Raw genomic sequence first — 16,023 nt, 5'->3', positions numbered from 1 at the left:
TCTCAACAGATTTTAATTAGAGTTCATTACTTCCTCTAGATAAAAGTTATTGTAAACTTCTTTTGCTTCTTCTTTAGAGCAATAATCTAACAAAGGAATATTTTGTTGGTTGATATAGTTTTTAACATCTTCAGGAATAATATCTTCTCCTTTTGCTACTGCATCTGCATATTGCAAAGAAGCTTGTATCATACCTAAATGTGTTGGGTTTTCTAAAAATTGTTTTACATCAGCTTCAATATTATCAAAAGCCAATTTATTTACTAATTCTGTATCTAATTCTCCTTCAAAAGCATTGTCAAATAAAGACACGACAACTTTTGCATCTTGAAAAAATGGATCATCAGAATAGTATTTTTTTAGATACAATGGCACTAAACTAGACATCCAGCCCATAACGTGAACGACGTCTGGTTTCCAATTTAATTTTTTAACTGTTTCTAAAACACCTTTCGCGAAAAAGATTGAACGTTCGTCATTATCAGAGAATTGTTTATTGTCTTCTCCGTAAACTTCTTTACGTTTAAAATACTCTTCGTTATCAATAAAATACACTTGTAATCTTTCCCCTGGAACAGACGCCACTTTAATGATTAAGGGTTGATCCAAATCATTAATTATCATGTTCATACCTGAAAGTCTTATTACTTCATGTAATTGGTGTCTTCTTTCGTTGATTGCCCCAAAACGCGGCATAAAGATGCGAACATCCGCACCATTGCTCTGCATAAGTTTAGGCAAATCTAATGCTTGAGAAGACATCGGATTTTCAGGAAAGTAAGGTACCATTTCTGTTGTTACATACAATATGCGCTTTCCTTCCATAATTTTATACTCTATTTTCCTAAATAATAATAAGGCACAAAATTACAAAAAAATGTTGATATATTGTTTGCTTATAGTAGCTTTGCGCCTATATTAGTTTTTTTTTAACAATCAGCGTTATGGTTATATTTAACGAAAAGGAAAAATTAACTCCCGCAATCGTCGAGTTAAAAAACCAAAACAAAACCATTGGCTTTATCCCTACAATGGGCGCTTTACACGAAGGTCACATGTCTTTGGTTAAAGCTTCTAAAGCTCAAAATGACTACACAATTGTGAGCATTTTTGTCAATCCGACACAATTTAATAACCCCGAAGATTTAGAAAAATATCCGCGTACAGAAGAAAAAGATATCGAATTGTTAACAAAAAATGGTTGCGATTTTGTCTATTTACCTACTGTAAACGATCTTTATGCAACAAATGAAGTTGCAAAAAAGTATGATTTTGGCACAATAGACAAGGTAATGGAAGGTGCTTCTCGCCCCGGACATTTTGACGGTGTTGCAACAATTGTATCTAAGTTATTTAGAGCGGTCAAGCCGACAAGGGCTTATTTTGGCGAAAAGGATTTTCAGCAAATTCGTATCATTCAAGAAATGGTTAAACAAGAAGGCTTAGACGTCTTAATTATGCCGATGCCAATTTATCGTGCAGAAACAGGTTTAGCATTCAGTTCAAGAAATGCACGTTTATCGACACAACAAACGGATGATGCACCTCAAATTTATTCAATTTTATCAAAAGCAGTAGCGCTTAAAAATGATGGAAAAGATGTGGCTGAAATCACGAAATTTGTCGAAAATGAATTTGCAAATTCTCCATTTAAGTTAGAATATTTCGAAATAACAGATGAAAATTCTTTAGAAACAATTCAACATTTTTCGGATGCAAAAAATATTCGTGGCTTTGTAGTGGCTTATGCAGGCGAAGTTCGGTTAATAGATAATATAAAATTTTAAACATTAAAACTTAACAAAACCTTGAAATCCTTTTAAAATAATTGGAACAGGTTTTGAAATTATTAAGTTCAGCGTAACTTTGTAAAATTATGATGATAGAAGTATTTCACTCTAAAATACATAGAGTTAAGGTAACAGACGCAAAATTAAACTATATTGGTAGTATTACTATTGATGAAGATTTGATAGATGCAGCAAATATGGTTGTTGGTCAAAAGGTGCAAATCGTGGTTCAAGAAAATGGAGAACGTTTTGAGACATATATCATTAAAGGAAAACGTGGTAGTGGCGAAATTTGTTTAAATGGACCCGCAGCACGTAAAGTACAAGTTGGTGATACCGTAATTTTGATTACGTATGCAATGATGGATTTTGAAGAAGCAAAAACATACGAACCTACTATTGTATTTCCTAACGACAACAATCGTTTAGATTAATAAATTGCTTTAAAATATTACAGTTATTTTATGAAAACATATATAGCGGAAATAATTCCAAAAATTCAAAAGTTTTCACAAAAACTTGATAATTTATCTATGTTAACTAACCAACATTGGGTAGTACTAGATGAATTAACACAAGTAAAAACTGTTTATATTTTTAGAGATAATGGAGAACTCTTAATTGCAGTTAATGGAAAAGTAGATAAAGCTAAATGGGAATATTTAGGAAATAGTTCTATATTGATTGATTTAAAAGAAAATTCATACCTATTTAGACATGGCTTTTTTGATGAAAATATTTTAGCCCTTAAAATAGATAATAAAAATGAATATGCAATCTTGATAAATGAAAGTAAATATCAGAAAGAATTAAACTCTATCTCTGCTATAATTCGTTTTTTAAGTCAGAATTATATAGAAAATCCTTTAATAATTAATAAACAAGGTTTAGGAAAACAAGACATATTTATTACTAATATAGTCTTTAAAAGAAATGGTTATACCTTCAAGATGGGTTCGTATAAAGAATTCAGTGCTAAACTTTCTAATGGGAAATTCATTGATTTTTATCAAAAAAAATCTAATGAAAAATATTTTATTTATAATAAAAATGAAATAATTATATTCCCTGACAAAGATACTTGTGTTAAATTTATTGAAGAGAAAAACTTATGAAGAGTCAGATTAAACAATCACTCTTCTTAATCATTGCTTCATTGTTAGCACTATTTTTTGTTGTAATAACAGTGAAGCAAATTGATTTTGAACGAGTTGCAAACACCTTAAAAGAAACCAATTACTTTTGGATTTTTGCATCTATGGCAATCAGTATTTTAACCTACTGGATTCGTGCCGCTCGTTGGAATCTTTTACTACATCCGATGGGATATCAAACCAAAACATCCTCTGGATTTTGGGCAATTTCTTTCGCATATTTTATGAATCTTACCATTCCGAGAAGTGGCGAAGTTGCACGCGCAACAAGTTTGTATAAAATGGAAAAAGTACCGTTTGAAAAATCATTCGGAACAATTGTTTTAGAACGTGTAATTGATCTTTTATTTTTGGGATTATTTTTCGGTTTAACACTTATTTTCAATTATGATACATTGATGCGTTTTATTGAATTAGGAAACAAAGAAAAAACACATCAAACCGCTTCAGAATCACCTTTTCTAAACTATTACATTGCACTTGCAGTCATCACTTTAGGTATTGTTATAGTTGGTATTTTCTGGAAAAAAATCACACAATCTAAGTTAATAGAGAAACTAAAAACATTTCTTTTAGGAATTTTGGAAGGAATAAAATCCATCTCTAAATTACAAAAAAGAGGATTATTTGTGTTCTACTCTTTTGCTTTGTGGATTTGTTATTTTTTGATGACTTACCTTGTTTTTTTCGCCTTTCCTGATACCGAAAACTTTGGTATTCCCGAAGGTTTATTTTTATTAATTGCAGGTTCTTTGGGCATGATTTTACCCGTTTCGGGTGGTTTAGCTTATCCGTATATTATGTCAATCGCATTTTCTGCCGTTTACTTAGCAAAAGGCGGTAATCAAGGTGAAGGTCGAGCAATTGGCGATTATTTTGGATTAATTCTTTATATAGCTCAAGTTATTTCAATGATATTATTTGGTTTAATTGCGATTTATAAAATTGCTAGAATTAGACGAGATTCAACTAAAAAAATTAATTAACTTTAGTTATCATTTTAATATATTTCGGAGCTTCGTTCTCAAAAATTTCAGTGATTTTATCGTATTTATTTTGTTTAACTAATTTCTCAATCTCAAAATTACTGTAACAATAATTTACAAAATCATTTACTTTATTTTCAGGAATGTTTAAACTTTCAATAAAGTAATTGGTTGTAAAATAATTTTCTACATCTTTTATTTTATCAACTTTCTTAAAATATTGATCTTGTCTTTTTGCCTTTTTCTTTTGTCCAGAAATTGAAGAAATCCATTGCGATGGATCTAAAATACCATTACCATTTAACACAGACGACGCATTTGGATTTACTTTGTAATACTGCATATTTGGGTCTAAACCCAAACTATTGTACATTTTTGTTTGACTAGTTTCTTCTATTTTAATATTCTGTTTCCAATCTTTATTCAATGTATTTATCTTTGCCTCAGACAACTCGATAACATCAATATTTAAATGAATTGTAACAAAACCTTTGGCTAGCATTTCATCGGAAATTTTGATATTACGTTCTTTATAAAAATCGTGTCGAAAACTTAATTCGTCGCCCGCAGAAACTTTTATAGAGAACATTCCGTTATCATTTGTAAAGGTTTTTGCATTTGTATTAAGGTTTAAAACATACACATTATTTACCACATCTTGCCCAAAAACACCATCATCAATTACAATTTTACCCGTAATTAAAGTAGTTTGAGCAAATGTAAAAATGCTAATACAACTAAGTAATAATGTAAATATAAACTTATTCATTGGATGTTATTTTTGAGAGATAAATTGGTGCTTCGTTCTCTAAAATTTCAGTGATTTTATCGTATTTATTTTGTTTGACTAATTTCTCAATTTCGAAATTACTATAACAATAACTCACAAAATCATTTATTTTATTTTCTGGAATATTTAAACTTTCAACAAAATAAATGGTTGTAAAATAGTTTTCTATATATTTTATTTTATCTGTTTTTTTGAAATATTCTTGTTGTTTTTTTTCCTTTTTCTTTTGGCCAGATATTACCGAAATCCAAGCCGCAGGATTTAAAATACCCACACTACCCATCATCGAAGATGCGTATGGATCAATTTTTCTGAAACGTAAATTAGGATCTATTCCTAAATTTAAATTCTTATACAATTCATCAACATTATCATATTTGAGTTTAATATTGCGTTTATAATCCTTGTTCAACGTATTTATTTTTGCTTCGGACAACTCGATAACATCAATATTTAAGTGAATTGTAACAAAACCTTTGGCTAGCATTTCATCGGAAATTTTGATATTACGTTCTTTATAAAAATCGTGTCGAAAACTTAATTCATCACCCGCAGAAACTTTTATAGAGAACATTCCGTTATCATTTGTAAAGGTTTTTGCATTTGTATTAAGGTTTAAAACATACACATTATTTACCACATCTTGCCCAAAAACACCATCATCAATTATAATTTTACCCGTAATTAAAGTAGTTTGTGCAAATGTAAAAATGCTGATACAACTAAGCAATAATGTAAATAAAAATTTATTCATTGGATGTTATTTTTGAGAGATAAATTGGTGCTTGTTCGTTCAATGTATACAGAATTTCTTCTGTATTATTGTTTTTCAACAATTGTTTGAAATTGAAATTCATATAACAATAATCTAAAAATTCTAAAATTCTTCCTTCGGGAATTTTTAAATCATTTACAAAATAATAGGTTGTAAAAAAGTCTTTTAAAAATTCAATTTGTACATATTTCTCTTTCGATTTTTCTTTATAATTATTCTTATGATTTGTTGCATCATTTGTAAATTGATCAAGTAATCCGATAATATTTTCATAACGAACACTTCCTACTCCTCCATATTTTTTTAAATAAGCGGATGCATAAAAAGCTTTAATTACATCAAGTTTAAATTCCTCATTTATACCTAAACTTTTATTTATTTTTTCAGAATCCGATTCATCTTTTTTTATATTATCTTTTAAATTCTTTTTGAGCGGATTTATTGTTGCTTCGGCTAACTCAATTACTTCAACATTAAGATGAACAGTTACAAAACCTTTCGAAATCATATTTTCCGAAATTTTTAACACTCTTTCTTCAATACCTTCATTTTTAAACAATAATTCATCGTTCAAATTTATTTTTATAGAAAATATTCCGTCCGAATTCGCCGTTGTTTTTGCATTGGTATTCAAATTAATTATTGAAAATTTATCTAAATCTACATGATAATCAATATCATCAATCACCACTTTTCCTGAGATTAATGTAGATTGAGCCGTTGTATTTTGCAATGCAAAAAAGCTTAATAAAAGAAATAAAAATTTATTCATTTGAAGAAGAAATTGAGTTAGATCTTAATTGATTATATTCTTCAACCTTTGATTTTAAAATTGTTTTGATTTTTTCAAATTGTTTTCTCTTAATCAATTTTTTAAAATTATTTGATTCATAATATTTTCCCATAAAATCAATAATTTCTTCTCTAGGAATTTTTAACTCTTGAATAAAAAAAGTTTCGCCAATTATGCTTTTCAATTGATTTAATTGTTCAAAAACAGAGATTTTATTCGAATTAAGTAATCCACTTTCTTTTCCTTTTTTAAACAATGTAAAGATTTCAAGAATATTACCTTCGTATGGATTTTTTTTTCGCAATATTTTCGCATTATCATACCTTTCTTGTAAAAGCTTTTGAAACTCGGGAGAATTAAACCCCATCTCATCATTCAACTTTTCTCCAAAAGATTTATTTTTACCCAAGTTTTTCAATTTATCCTGACTTAAACTCAAAATACTTGCTTCTTCCAATTCAATCACCATCTCATTAAGATGAACAGTTATAAAACCTTTCGAAATGATATTTTCCGAAATTTTTAACACTCTTTCTTCAATACCTTCATTTTTAAACAATAATTCGTCGTTCAAATTTACTTTTATAGAAAATATTCCGTCTGAATTCGCCGTTGTTTTTGCATTGGTATTCAAATTAATTATTGAAAAATTATCTAAATCTACATGATAATCAATATCATCAATCACCACTTTTCCTGAGATTAATGTAGATTGAGCCACTGTATTTTGCAATGCAAAAAAGCTTAAAAAAAGAAATAGAATTTTATTCATTCGCTTTTATTATTTCGTTTAAAAATAGATTAGAAATGAATTGAAATTCAATATTTAACTCAACTTTATCGTTCAGGTTTTATTTGTTAAAATGTAAATTAATTTATTAACTTTTTAAGGTTATTGCTTAAAATATTTCACATTTACAACACCACATTTTGTCGCTTTAAAACCTTATTTTTGTTTCAAATTTCAAACTATGGCTAAAACAAAAACATCTTATTTCTGTCAAAATTGCGGCACACAAACCGCACAATGGATGGGACAATGCAAAAGTTGTGGTGAATGGAATACCATTGCAGAAGAAATTATAGACAAAGGCGACGATAAAAAAACGTGGAAAGACAAATCGGATAAAAACGAAAAAACGTTTGCTTTAAATATTCGAGAAATCAATCCACTTGGAGAAACGCGTATTTCTACAAAAAACCAAGAATTAGACCGTGTTTTGGGTGGCGGAATTGTACCTGGTTCAGTTATTTTAGTTGGTGGAGAACCTGGTGTCGGGAAATCTACATTGATGCTTCAAGTTGCATTACGATTAGATAATATCAAAATTTTATATGTTTCGGGCGAAGAATCTGTTTCGCAAGTAAAATTACGTGCCGAACGAATTGGAATTGAATCTGATCAATGTTTTGTTTTACCAGAAACCAATACACAGAAAATTTTTGCGCATGCAAAAGAAATTCATCCTCAATTAATTGTTGTCGATTCAGTTCAAACGCTTCAAACCTCGTATGTAGAATCTTCTCCAGGAAGTATTGCGCAAATTAGAGAAACTACTTTTGAGCTAATTCAGTATGCGAAAGAAACCAATACACCGATTATTTTAATTGGTCATATTACCAAAGAAGGCGTAATTGCTGGACCTAAAATTTTGGAACACATGGTTGATGTCGTACTTCAATTTGAGGGCGATCGTAATCATGTTTATCGAATTTTACGCGCCAATAAAAACCGCTTTGGATCGACTGCCGAAATCGGAATTTATGAAATGCAAGGTGCAGGTTTACGAGAAGTAACAAATCCATCCGAAGTATTAATTACAAAGAAAGATGAATTGTTAAGCGGAAATGCAATTGCGGCAACTTTAGAGGGCGTTCGTCCGATGTTAATCGAAATACAAGCCTTGGTTTCTACCGCTGTTTATGGTACGCCACAACGTACTGCAACTGGTTTTGATGCGAAACGACTTAACATGCTTTTAGCTGTTTTAGAAAAACGTGCAGGCTTTAGATTGAACATGAAAGATGTTTTTTTAAACGTTACGGGCGGAATCCGAGTAGATGATCCTGCAATTGATTTAGCTGTAATTGCGGCAATATTATCTTCGAGCGAAGATTCTGCTGTTCCAGATAATTGTTGTTTTTCTGGCGAAGTTGGTTTAAGTGGAGAAATACGTGCGGTAAATAGAATTGAACAACGTATTACAGAAGCCGAAAAATTAGGTTTTGATGCGATATTTGTCTCAAAATACAACAAAATAAAAGACACTGATTTTGGAATTAAAATTGTTCGAATTTCAAAAGTAGAAGATTTATATCGTATGTTATTTCAGTAAGTTGATTTAATTTTATCCGCTAAAATCAACAAAAAAAATAGTGTGAATTTTAAATAATTCTTTATTTTTAAGCATTAAAAAAAACACACTTTATGGATTCACTAAACCAACCAATTCAAGAATTTAATCAAAGTACAGATTCAACTTTCGATAATATTCCGCAAAAACCAGAGAATAATTTAGTCATCGCAATTGTTAGTACAGTTTTAGGACTGTGTTCACCTTGTTGTATTGGACTTATTTTGGGTGTTATTGCAATAGTTTTTGCCAATCAAGTTAATTCTAAATTTAATTTAGGTGACTATTCTGGCGCTTTACAAGCTGCTAAAAATTCTAAATTATTAAGTTATATCGCCTTAGGAATTACGGCTTTATATTTAGTTTATATTGTTTTTATAGTTGTTACTCAAGGTACAGACGCATTTTTAGAACAATATCAAGGTATTTTAGACAATTCAGGGAATCTTGATGACTAAAATGCTTTTAAAACGAATTTTGGTTTACGGAATTGCTTTAATAATTCCCATTGTTGTAATTGTATATTTTTATAGTTTTTACCAAAACCAAAATTCGTTTTCTATCAAATGTTTTTTTCATACAACAACCGGCTTGTGGTGTCCAGGTTGTGGTGGTCAAAGAGCTTTTAATTTTTTATTGCATGGTCATTTTCTAAAATCTTTACGATACAACATCATATTACCGTTTGCACTTTTTATAGTTGGATATTTATATTATATTGTAATTGAAGGATGGATTTTAGGTAATAAAACTGCAAATTCTAAACTTCATCTTCCAGCAAGTTTTGCAATAAATTTCTTGATTTTTTTAGTAGTTTATACGGTCATTAGAAATATACCTTCTCCGCCTTTTATTTATTTAGCACCTATAAATTAACATAAAAAAAGTAGAAGATTATTCTCCTACTTTTTTATTATTTCCTTTTTCAGAAGACGATCGCGTCTCGCCTTCTTTCAATTGTCCTTTTCGTATTCTATTTTTATCCGAATCTGCATTATCATTAGGCAAAGCAACGGGTTGATTGGCTTCTCCTAAAACCCATGTTTCAGCAGCTTCCCACATTGCCCTCACTTTTATTGGCTCTGGATACAAATAAATTGGTTCTGGCTGTACTCCTGTTAAGAAATCGCCCGTGTCCCATTTTCCGTTCTGGTTTTCATCAACCAATAATCTAAAAAGATATTCGCCTGGCTCTATAAAATTAAATTCGAAATAGTTTTTTCCTGCCTGATTATAAGTTTCATCAAGAATCGTAAAATCTTTATCTGCTTTCAAAAATTGCAAGATAAATGGTTTTGTTGGCGTATTTTGAAGTGTTAATTTTAAGTGTCCAAAATCTCCTCGCGTTCCCATTTTTATTGGATAAGCCAATGTATCATTTTTCTCGCCCAACACATCTGTCAAAGCTTTTGGATAGATATTAACTTCAAAATTTTGATCCAATGCTTTCTCAAAAGTAAACAATACATTTTGACGATTAAGTGTATCAATAGAAGCTTTGAATGGAATTTCTATCGAATCTTTAAAAACGTGAATTTTTGTTGGATCTATTGCAACAATTGGCGCAGTTCCTTGAATTTTAAACAATTGATTTGGCGCTAATTTTTTATCATTCAAAGGTTTAAACTCTAATTTATATTCTTCTGCTGACTTTGTGTATAAAGCAGTTATAGTATCTTTTTTGTCTTTGTGCTGAACAAGAAAATTAAGACGCGCAGATTTGGCTGCAATTGTATCTACTTTTGGATTAAACCAAAAATTGATTGAATCTTTCCTTGGAAATTTCTCAATTGTTGACGTTTTAAAATCTTTAGAAAGTGATGTAATTGTGATATCATCTGTTGCGCCAGTTGTTTTAAAAACAATCAATCCATTTCCTTTAAAACTTGCTTCGGGCTTGCGATACGCAGGTTTTTGATTAAATAAATTTAAATTTTCTTGTTGATTTTCTTTCAACTCAATTGGATCATTTTTAAATGCAAAACGTTCTTTTCCAAAATCAAATTGTACGTTTTCTACTTTATCTTCAAATGCAATCAATTTATATTTACCAGCTGCTAAATAATTTAATTGATACTCGCCTTTTGCATTAACACGCGCTATGTAATACGGTTTTTTTTGTAAAACAAGACTGTCTTTATATTCTTCATTTACTTTGTATAAACCGACTAAAACCTTTTCGGGCAGATTAAAATCGTACGATGAATTTACTCGTCCAGAAATTTTTAATGAATCAATAAAAGTTCCTGTCGAAAAAACATATTGAAAGTTTGATAATTTATTATTTTCATTAAAATCTTGTACCGCATCACCAAAATTGAAACTATAGGTTGTATTTGGCAACAATTCTTCTTGAAATTTTATCGAAATAAATTTCTTTGCCATAGCCTGCGGCGTAACAATTGGCGGTATTTGAAATGATGGCGAAACAACTACATTTTTACTGTATTCTTTTAGCACCACATATTCATCAAAATTGATAATCGCTTCTTTTATATTAACATCAACATTGGTTGCCAATGTATCTGGATCTGCATTTATAAAAACCGGAGGCGTTTCATCTTTTGGTCCACCAGTTGGCGAACCTTGTCTGGCACAAGATAAAACCGTAATTAAGGTTATCATTAAAAGCGAAAAACGTGTCGTCTTATTCATGTGTGCAAGTTAATAAAAAGCTTGTTATTAAGCACAAGCAATGGTGATTACACTTATCTTAAAATTTGAATTTTTATTAAACTGATGTACAGCCGAAGCAATTGTAGCACCAGTTGTTAAAACATCATCAACCAAAATATAATGTCCAGCTTTTAGATTTGGATTGATTTCGAAAGTATTTTTTAGGTTTTCTAAACGATGCGCTTTGTCTTCGCGAACTTGAGACGAATGATATTTTATTCGGCTTAAACCATCTCCAAAATAATTAATTTGATTGATTCCTGCGAGCGTTCGTGCAAAATCTTCAACTTGGTTATATCCTCTTATTTTTAATCGTTTTGGATGCAATGGTATGCTTATTATTCCATCATAATCACTTAAATCTAATTGAATTAAATACGCTAAATCAATTCCAATTTCTGGTCGATTTTTATATTTCATTTCATGCAAAATAGTTTGCGTAACATTATGATGTTTAAAATGCAACAACGAAAATGCATTTTCTATCTCGCATAAATTTCTTAATTGAGAAAAAGCAAGATTGTTTTGGTCAAATTTCCAATGTGTTAGAGGCAATTGAGTAGAACACGAAACACAAAGGTTTTGCGAAGGTTGTATAACATCTTGACAGCTTATACAACGCATCGGGAAAAATAAATCAACCAAAGAATTTACGATTGTTTTGATTTCCATTACCTTTGCAAATTAAAGTTTATTTATAAATTTAATGAAAATCATACGACTTACAAAAGCTTTTACGTTTGAAACTGCACACGCATTGCATGGTTACGACGGAAAATGTAAAAACATACATGGACACTCTTACAAATTATTTGTAACAGTAAAAGGTAAACCATCTGAAGATTTAGATGATGTGAAATTGGGAATGGTAATGGATTTTGGTGATTTAAAGAAAATAGTGAACAAAGAAATTGTCCACATTTTTGATCATGCCATTTTATTGAACGAAAACTCACCTCATAAAATATTAGGCGAAAAATTATTGGCAGAAGGACATACTGTTGTTTTTACAGATTATCAGCCATCTGCAGAAAATATGATTTTGTGGATTGTAGAAAAAATTAAACCTTTATTACCAGAAAATATCGAATTAGTTGCGCTTAAATTGCACGAAACAGAAAACTCTTATGCAGAATGGTTAGCGGAGGACAACCAATAACAATTGAATTAGCTGAAGGAAAAAAAGCCTATTTTTCGTCGGATCATCATTTTGGTGCTCCGAACGAAAAAGATAGTCTTGTACGCGAAAAATTATTTGTAAAATGGTTGGACGAAGTAAAAGACGATTGTGGCGTTTTATTTTTGATTGGCGATTTATTTGATTTTTGGTTTGAATATAAACATGTTGTTCCCAAAGGTTTTGTTCGTGTTTTAGGAAAATTAGCTGAAATATCTGATCGTGGAATTCCGATTTATTTTTTTGTCGGTAATCATGATTTATGGATGAAAGATTATTTGGAAGAGCAAATCAACGCGATTGTTTTTCGAGATAAGCAAGATTTTATCATCAATGGTAAAGAGTTTTTCATTGTTCATGGCGATGGAAAAGGACCTGGAGATGATGGCTACAAACGCATGAAAAAGGTATTTACAAACAAATTTTGTCAATTCTTATTCTATCTTCTTCATCCAGATTTTGCAATGTGGCTTGGCATTACAGCTTCGCGCAAAAATAAAATGATTTCGGGCGACGAAGATGTTCACTTTCTTGGTGTAGAAAATGAATGGTTAATTACTTATAGTAAAAAACAATTGGCTCGTAAACAATACGATTATTTGGTTTATGGACATCGCCATTTACCAATGGAAATTTCCATTGATAAAGCGCGTCATATAAACTTAGGTGATTGGATTAATTATTTTACCTACGGTATTTTTGATGGTGAAAATTTCGAATTAAAAACTTACCTCCGTAATCAAGGAGAAGAATCGAGGGATTCTATCATAAAAATTATAAAATAACAAGCAAATCAAATATATCCAAAGAATGGCTTCTTTTACCCATTCTATTTTTGGTTTGCTTTCGCTTAAATATCTTGACATCATAATCATGATACTAAAGCCTAAAAAGGCAAGATAAGTATCGTTATTTCCCCCAAACAAGACATTTGTTACAACCATTGCATAAAACATGAAATGCACCAAAAGAAAAACTCTCTTTTTTTGCGCTGTAAGCTTATTTACATTTTTGATATGACTAATTACCGATAAGATTAAAATAACTACAATCGGAATTAAAAACAGTTGTTTCCATTCAAAATGCACCATTGTTAACATTAATTGTTCGCGGTAAAAATCTAATAGAAAATGATAATCTAACAAGAAACTTATCTGAGCGACAATTAATATTGGTACGAGAAATCCTAAGATTCCTAAAATCGGAATTTTTGGTTCTACAGAACGTAAGGTTAGAAAATAGAAAAATACAACTCCAGCCAAAATAATTAATGGTGGACTTAATAATACTGCAAAACTTAGAAAAAGTCCGATGTCAAAAGCATTATAAACATCATTTTTTTCGGATTCGAAATACAAAAGTTGTGCTGTTATATAGGTTATTAACAACAAACTACCTGCAATACGATAGTCTGATAGCCCAGCAATAAAGGGCATTATCCATAAAATATAGAAAAAAGTTGGGTAGGACGTTGTACTTATCAAATCGTTTGAACGATCAATATAACCTACAAAACTAATTGTAAGCAGAGTAAGAAATACGCCTATTTTTTCTAAATCACTCAGATTTATACTGTTAAAATTTGTTGCTCCAAGCGCAAAAAATAGTACAATGATAAAAATCTGTATAAAAAAATTTCGTTTGTCAAGTAGATTAACCAACATTTTATTAACTTTGATGCAAATTAAGCAATAAACTAGGATATGGGAATTATAACTGATTTATTTTTTGCAATTGGTGATATTTGTAAATGGACTTTTGAACATTTATTATCTCCTCTTGGTGTAATATTCGGATGGACATTTACATTCATCGGAATTGGATTATTAGGATGGTGGCTAAAAAATTTAGCTAGCTTTGGTAATGATAATGAGAAAAAATATGATGGAATTTAATTCCTGATTAAATAAAATATATTTTCGAATTATTTTTCGGAAAACCCTAAACTATGTTGTTTGGGGTTTTTTTTGTGGTTAAATGAAATAAAAACAGCAAAACAACGTTTGGTTATCATAAATATAATTTGTTTTTTGATTAAATTTTAACATATGAATTCTCAATCCTCTGAAATTGAAATAGGAACCATTTTTAAAAATACTTTAATGAAATTAAATTTTTTTTTTAAAAAAAATTTTTCCATTCTTTTAATACTAATCATATTAGGAATTGGTGTTGGCTACTCACTAAATCCTTTATTTAAAAGTTATGAGAGTAAGGTTATTATTGCTCCTAATTATAGTAGTGTAGATTACATTTATAATGAAATTGACCTAATAAATTCAAGAATTGCTGATCGTGATAGCATCTTTTTAAATAAAATTGGAATTACAAAGGATATAAAAAAGATAGAAATAAAACCAATTAATAATATTTATCAATTTGTACAAGAAAGTGATAGTAATTTCGAATTATTAAAATTATTTGCAGAAGATGGAGATATAAATAAAGTTGCAGAAGATGAAACTACTAGTAAAAATTATAAAACACATCAAATAATATTAAGTACAAATCTCCCTAGATTAAACTCTAATGATATTAATAAGTTGTTAGCTTACCTTAATAATAACAACTATTATAAAAAGATAAAAGATATATCTATCAAAAATGAAAAAGTACGATTAAATTTAAATGAAAAAACGATAGATCAGATTAATTCTGTTTTTTCAAAATTTGATGCCCCTGAAAAAGAATCTAATAAAAATTTAGTTTATGTAAATGAAAATAATCAAATTAATGATTTATTAGTTACAAAACGAGATTTAATGAAAGAAAATGAATACATAAAATTAAATGAAGTTTTAACAACTAATATTGTCACAGATATTAGTCAATCACTTAATATTCAAACAAAATCAAAAAACTCTTTCCTAGCAATCCTATTTCCTATTTTATTTATTGGAATATTTTTAAGTTATAAATTATTATTTACTAAACAAAAAAACTCATGAAAAATTTAATTTTATTATTAGCTACTTTTATTACACTTCAAAGTTGTGGGGAAGACAAGAAAGTAAGAACAAAAGATAGTTCTGAAGAAAGTACGACTACTGATAATGTGCAAAATACAAATAGTACAAGTAATGAATTAATCATTACTCTAAATGCTGATTTTAATAAAAATGATGAATTGATTATTTTTTGGAAAGATAAGAACATTGGATGGTTTACAGATGAAAAAACAATTTATGGAGGAGCTTCAGATATTGATGGTCACCAAACTATTGTTTTTAAATTTCCAAATGGAGCAATTCCAAATGATTTACGATTTGATATTAGTAACAATAAGGAACAAAAAGAGATAAAAGTCAACTTTATAAAGCTACAACAAGGCCCACGAGAATTTTACATATTTGGTGATGAATTAACAAAATACTTTAAACCAAATGAGTTTATTTCTTATAATGCAGAAAAGCATAAATTAATATTGAGTGAAAATAAAAGTCAATATGACCCTTATTTAAACACAACTCATGATTTTATATTAGAATTACAAAAAGTTTTAAACACAACTTTTTAATTTAAAAAATA

Annotated in this window: 20 protein-coding genes; 12 read left to right on the top strand and 8 right to left on the bottom strand. The window is 29.4% G+C overall.

The window, feature by feature from the left end:
• Window positions 1–12: 12 nt before the first annotated feature.
• Complete coding sequence (locus BM072_RS11470) at window positions 13–825, bottom strand: glycogen/starch synthase (protein ID WP_092908814.1); 813 nt, start codon at window positions 823–825, stop codon at window positions 13–15.
• A 119-nt stretch (window positions 826–944) separates the two neighbouring features.
• On the opposite strand from BM072_RS11470, the gene panC reads away from it, so the two are divergent.
• The 4 genes from panC (at window position 945) to BM072_RS11450 (ending at window position 3,930) form a co-directional block, all read left to right on the top strand.
• Window positions 945–1,787 carry a pantoate--beta-alanine ligase gene (gene panC / locus BM072_RS11465; RefSeq protein WP_092908813.1) on the top strand — a complete coding sequence of 281 codons (843 nt, stop codon included), beginning with the start codon at window positions 945–947 and terminating at the stop codon, window positions 1,785–1,787.
• Between the two features lie 89 nt (window positions 1,788–1,876).
• Window positions 1,877–2,224 carry an aspartate 1-decarboxylase gene (gene panD, locus BM072_RS11460; RefSeq protein WP_092908812.1) on the top strand — a complete coding sequence of 116 codons (348 nt, stop codon included), beginning with the start codon at window positions 1,877–1,879 and terminating at the stop codon, window positions 2,222–2,224.
• Between the two features lie 30 nt (window positions 2,225–2,254).
• Window positions 2,255–2,905: a hypothetical protein gene (locus tag BM072_RS11455; RefSeq protein WP_092908811.1), complete on the top strand. Its 651-nt coding sequence runs from the start codon at window positions 2,255–2,257 to the stop codon at window positions 2,903–2,905.
• Window positions 2,902–3,930, top strand: coding sequence for a lysylphosphatidylglycerol synthase transmembrane domain-containing protein (locus BM072_RS11450; RefSeq protein ID WP_092908810.1), 1,029 nt, complete (start codon window positions 2,902–2,904; stop codon window positions 3,928–3,930). The genes BM072_RS11455 and BM072_RS11450 overlap by 4 nt, the downstream gene beginning before the upstream one ends.
• Here the strand turns inward: BM072_RS11450 and BM072_RS11445 are convergent.
• Genes BM072_RS11445 through BM072_RS11430 form a run of 4 tightly spaced genes read right to left on the bottom strand, consistent with a single transcriptional unit; the run spans window position 3,923 to window position 7,060 of the window.
• Window positions 3,923–4,699 carry a hypothetical protein gene (locus BM072_RS11445; protein WP_092908809.1) on the bottom strand — a complete coding sequence of 259 codons (777 nt, stop codon included), beginning with the start codon at window positions 4,697–4,699 and terminating at the stop codon, window positions 3,923–3,925. The genes BM072_RS11450 and BM072_RS11445 overlap by 8 nt on opposite strands.
• Entirely contained in the window at window positions 4,692–5,474 is a 783-nt protein-coding gene (locus BM072_RS11440; protein ID WP_092908808.1) for a hypothetical protein, read from the bottom strand. The genes BM072_RS11445 and BM072_RS11440 overlap by 8 nt, the downstream gene beginning before the upstream one ends.
• Window positions 5,467–6,267 (bottom strand): hypothetical protein, encoded by an 801-nt coding sequence (locus BM072_RS11435; protein ID WP_092908807.1) that lies wholly within the window; start codon window positions 6,265–6,267, stop codon window positions 5,467–5,469. Before BM072_RS11435 ends, BM072_RS11440 begins: the two co-directional genes overlap by 8 nt.
• Window positions 6,260–7,060, bottom strand: a complete 801-nt coding sequence (locus tag BM072_RS11430) for a hypothetical protein (protein ID WP_143080488.1) — start codon at window positions 7,058–7,060, stop codon at window positions 6,260–6,262. The genes BM072_RS11435 and BM072_RS11430 overlap by 8 nt, the downstream gene beginning before the upstream one ends.
• A 199-nt stretch (window positions 7,061–7,259) precedes the next feature.
• Here BM072_RS11430 and radA point away from each other — a divergent pair, with 199 nt between their 5' ends.
• The 3 genes from radA (at window position 7,260) to BM072_RS11415 (ending at window position 9,518) form a co-directional block, all read left to right on the top strand.
• Window positions 7,260–8,624: a DNA repair protein RadA gene (radA, locus tag BM072_RS11425; RefSeq protein ID WP_092908805.1), complete on the top strand. Its 1,365-nt coding sequence runs from the start codon at window positions 7,260–7,262 to the stop codon at window positions 8,622–8,624.
• A 92-nt stretch (window positions 8,625–8,716) separates the two neighbouring features.
• On the top strand, window positions 8,717–9,100 hold the full coding sequence (locus BM072_RS11420; RefSeq protein WP_092908804.1) for a CD225/dispanin family protein: 384 nt from the start codon (window positions 8,717–8,719) through the stop codon (window positions 9,098–9,100).
• 1 nt (window position 9,101) lies between these two features.
• The gene (locus BM072_RS11415) at window positions 9,102–9,518 is read left to right on the top strand and encodes a DUF2752 domain-containing protein (RefSeq protein ID WP_177190314.1); all 417 of its coding nucleotides are present in this window, start codon (window positions 9,102–9,104) and stop codon (window positions 9,516–9,518) included.
• Between the two features lie 18 nt (window positions 9,519–9,536).
• Here the strand turns inward: BM072_RS11415 and BM072_RS11410 are convergent, their stop codons facing one another.
• Window positions 9,537–11,297, bottom strand: a complete 1,761-nt coding sequence (locus BM072_RS11410) for an Ig-like domain-containing domain (RefSeq protein WP_092908802.1) — start codon at window positions 11,295–11,297, stop codon at window positions 9,537–9,539.
• Window positions 11,298–11,324: 27 nt separating this feature from the next.
• Window positions 11,325–11,990 (bottom strand): ComF family protein, encoded by a 666-nt coding sequence (locus BM072_RS11405; RefSeq protein WP_092908801.1) that lies wholly within the window; start codon window positions 11,988–11,990, stop codon window positions 11,325–11,327.
• Window positions 11,991–12,030: 40 nt separating this feature from the next.
• Between BM072_RS11405 and queD the strand changes: the two genes are divergently transcribed.
• Window positions 12,031–12,477 (top strand): 6-carboxytetrahydropterin synthase QueD, encoded by a 447-nt coding sequence (gene queD / locus BM072_RS11400; RefSeq protein ID WP_092908863.1) that lies wholly within the window; start codon window positions 12,031–12,033, stop codon window positions 12,475–12,477.
• Window positions 12,453–13,280, top strand: coding sequence for a UDP-2,3-diacylglucosamine diphosphatase (locus tag BM072_RS11395; protein ID WP_092908800.1), 828 nt, complete (start codon window positions 12,453–12,455; stop codon window positions 13,278–13,280). The genes queD and BM072_RS11395 overlap by 25 nt, the downstream gene beginning before the upstream one ends.
• Here BM072_RS11395 and BM072_RS11390 read toward each other — a convergent pair.
• Window positions 13,215–14,159 carry a DUF6427 family protein gene (locus tag BM072_RS11390; protein WP_092908799.1) on the bottom strand — a complete coding sequence of 315 codons (945 nt, stop codon included), beginning with the start codon at window positions 14,157–14,159 and terminating at the stop codon, window positions 13,215–13,217. The genes BM072_RS11395 and BM072_RS11390 overlap by 66 nt on opposite strands.
• A gap of 39 nt (window positions 14,160–14,198) precedes the next feature.
• Between BM072_RS11390 and BM072_RS11385 the strand changes: the two genes are divergently transcribed.
• The 3 genes from BM072_RS11385 to BM072_RS11375 all read left to right on the top strand — a co-directional run bounded on the left by BM072_RS11385 (window position 14,199) and on the right by BM072_RS11375 (window position 16,012).
• Window positions 14,199–14,390 (top strand): hypothetical protein, encoded by a 192-nt coding sequence (locus BM072_RS11385; RefSeq protein ID WP_092908798.1) that lies wholly within the window; start codon window positions 14,199–14,201, stop codon window positions 14,388–14,390.
• A gap of 153 nt (window positions 14,391–14,543) precedes the next feature.
• Window positions 14,544–15,443, top strand: coding sequence for a hypothetical protein (locus tag BM072_RS11380; RefSeq protein WP_092908797.1), 900 nt, complete (start codon window positions 14,544–14,546; stop codon window positions 15,441–15,443).
• The gene (locus tag BM072_RS11375) at window positions 15,440–16,012 is read left to right on the top strand and encodes a hypothetical protein (RefSeq protein ID WP_092908796.1); all 573 of its coding nucleotides are present in this window, start codon (window positions 15,440–15,442) and stop codon (window positions 16,010–16,012) included. Before BM072_RS11380 ends, BM072_RS11375 begins: the two co-directional genes overlap by 4 nt.
• The last annotated feature ends 11 nt before the right edge of the window (window positions 16,013–16,023 follow it).

Source organism: Algoriella xinjiangensis (assembly GCF_900115015.1).
Taxonomy (GTDB): domain Bacteria; phylum Bacteroidota; class Bacteroidia; order Flavobacteriales; family Weeksellaceae; genus Empedobacter; species Empedobacter xinjiangensis.
This window is presented reverse-complemented; position numbering and strand designations above follow the sequence as displayed.

What these genes read in the sequence shown, in the direction of transcription:
- BM072_RS11385 (WP_092908798.1), top strand. Translation starts at nt 14,199, where the DNA reads ATGGGAATTATAACTGATTTATTTTTTGCAATTGGTGATATTTGTAAA.
- radA (WP_092908805.1), top strand. Translation starts at nt 7,260, where the DNA reads ATGGCTAAAACAAAAACATCTTATTTCTGTCAAAATTGCGGCACACAA.
- panD (WP_092908812.1), top strand. Translation starts at nt 1,877, where the DNA reads ATGATGATAGAAGTATTTCACTCTAAAATACATAGAGTTAAGGTAACA.
- panC (WP_092908813.1), top strand. Translation starts at nt 945, where the DNA reads ATGGTTATATTTAACGAAAAGGAAAAATTAACTCCCGCAATCGTCGAG.
- BM072_RS11435 (WP_092908807.1), bottom strand. Translation starts at nt 6,267, where the DNA reads ATGAATAAATTTTTATTTCTTTTATTAAGCTTTTTTGCATTGCAAAAT.
- BM072_RS11430 (WP_143080488.1), bottom strand. Translation starts at nt 7,060, where the DNA reads ATGAATAAAATTCTATTTCTTTTTTTAAGCTTTTTTGCATTGCAAAAT.
- BM072_RS11415 (WP_177190314.1), top strand. Translation starts at nt 9,102, where the DNA reads ATGCTTTTAAAACGAATTTTGGTTTACGGAATTGCTTTAATAATTCCC.
- BM072_RS11405 (WP_092908801.1), bottom strand. Translation starts at nt 11,990, where the DNA reads ATGGAAATCAAAACAATCGTAAATTCTTTGGTTGATTTATTTTTCCCG.
- BM072_RS11455 (WP_092908811.1), top strand. Translation starts at nt 2,255, where the DNA reads ATGAAAACATATATAGCGGAAATAATTCCAAAAATTCAAAAGTTTTCA.
- BM072_RS11390 (WP_092908799.1), bottom strand. Translation starts at nt 14,159, where the DNA reads ATGTTGGTTAATCTACTTGACAAACGAAATTTTTTTATACAGATTTTT.
- BM072_RS11410 (WP_092908802.1), bottom strand. Translation starts at nt 11,297, where the DNA reads ATGAATAAGACGACACGTTTTTCGCTTTTAATGATAACCTTAATTACG.
- BM072_RS11450 (WP_092908810.1), top strand. Translation starts at nt 2,902, where the DNA reads ATGAAGAGTCAGATTAAACAATCACTCTTCTTAATCATTGCTTCATTG.
- BM072_RS11395 (WP_092908800.1), top strand. Translation starts at nt 12,453, where the DNA reads ATGGTTAGCGGAGGACAACCAATAACAATTGAATTAGCTGAAGGAAAA.
- BM072_RS11420 (WP_092908804.1), top strand. Translation starts at nt 8,717, where the DNA reads ATGGATTCACTAAACCAACCAATTCAAGAATTTAATCAAAGTACAGAT.
- BM072_RS11445 (WP_092908809.1), bottom strand. Translation starts at nt 4,699, where the DNA reads ATGAATAAGTTTATATTTACATTATTACTTAGTTGTATTAGCATTTTT.
- BM072_RS11375 (WP_092908796.1), top strand. Translation starts at nt 15,440, where the DNA reads ATGAAAAATTTAATTTTATTATTAGCTACTTTTATTACACTTCAAAGT.
- BM072_RS11380 (WP_092908797.1), top strand. Translation starts at nt 14,544, where the DNA reads ATGAATTCTCAATCCTCTGAAATTGAAATAGGAACCATTTTTAAAAAT.
- BM072_RS11440 (WP_092908808.1), bottom strand. Translation starts at nt 5,474, where the DNA reads ATGAATAAATTTTTATTTACATTATTGCTTAGTTGTATCAGCATTTTT.
- BM072_RS11470 (WP_092908814.1), bottom strand. Translation starts at nt 825, where the DNA reads ATGGAAGGAAAGCGCATATTGTATGTAACAACAGAAATGGTACCTTAC.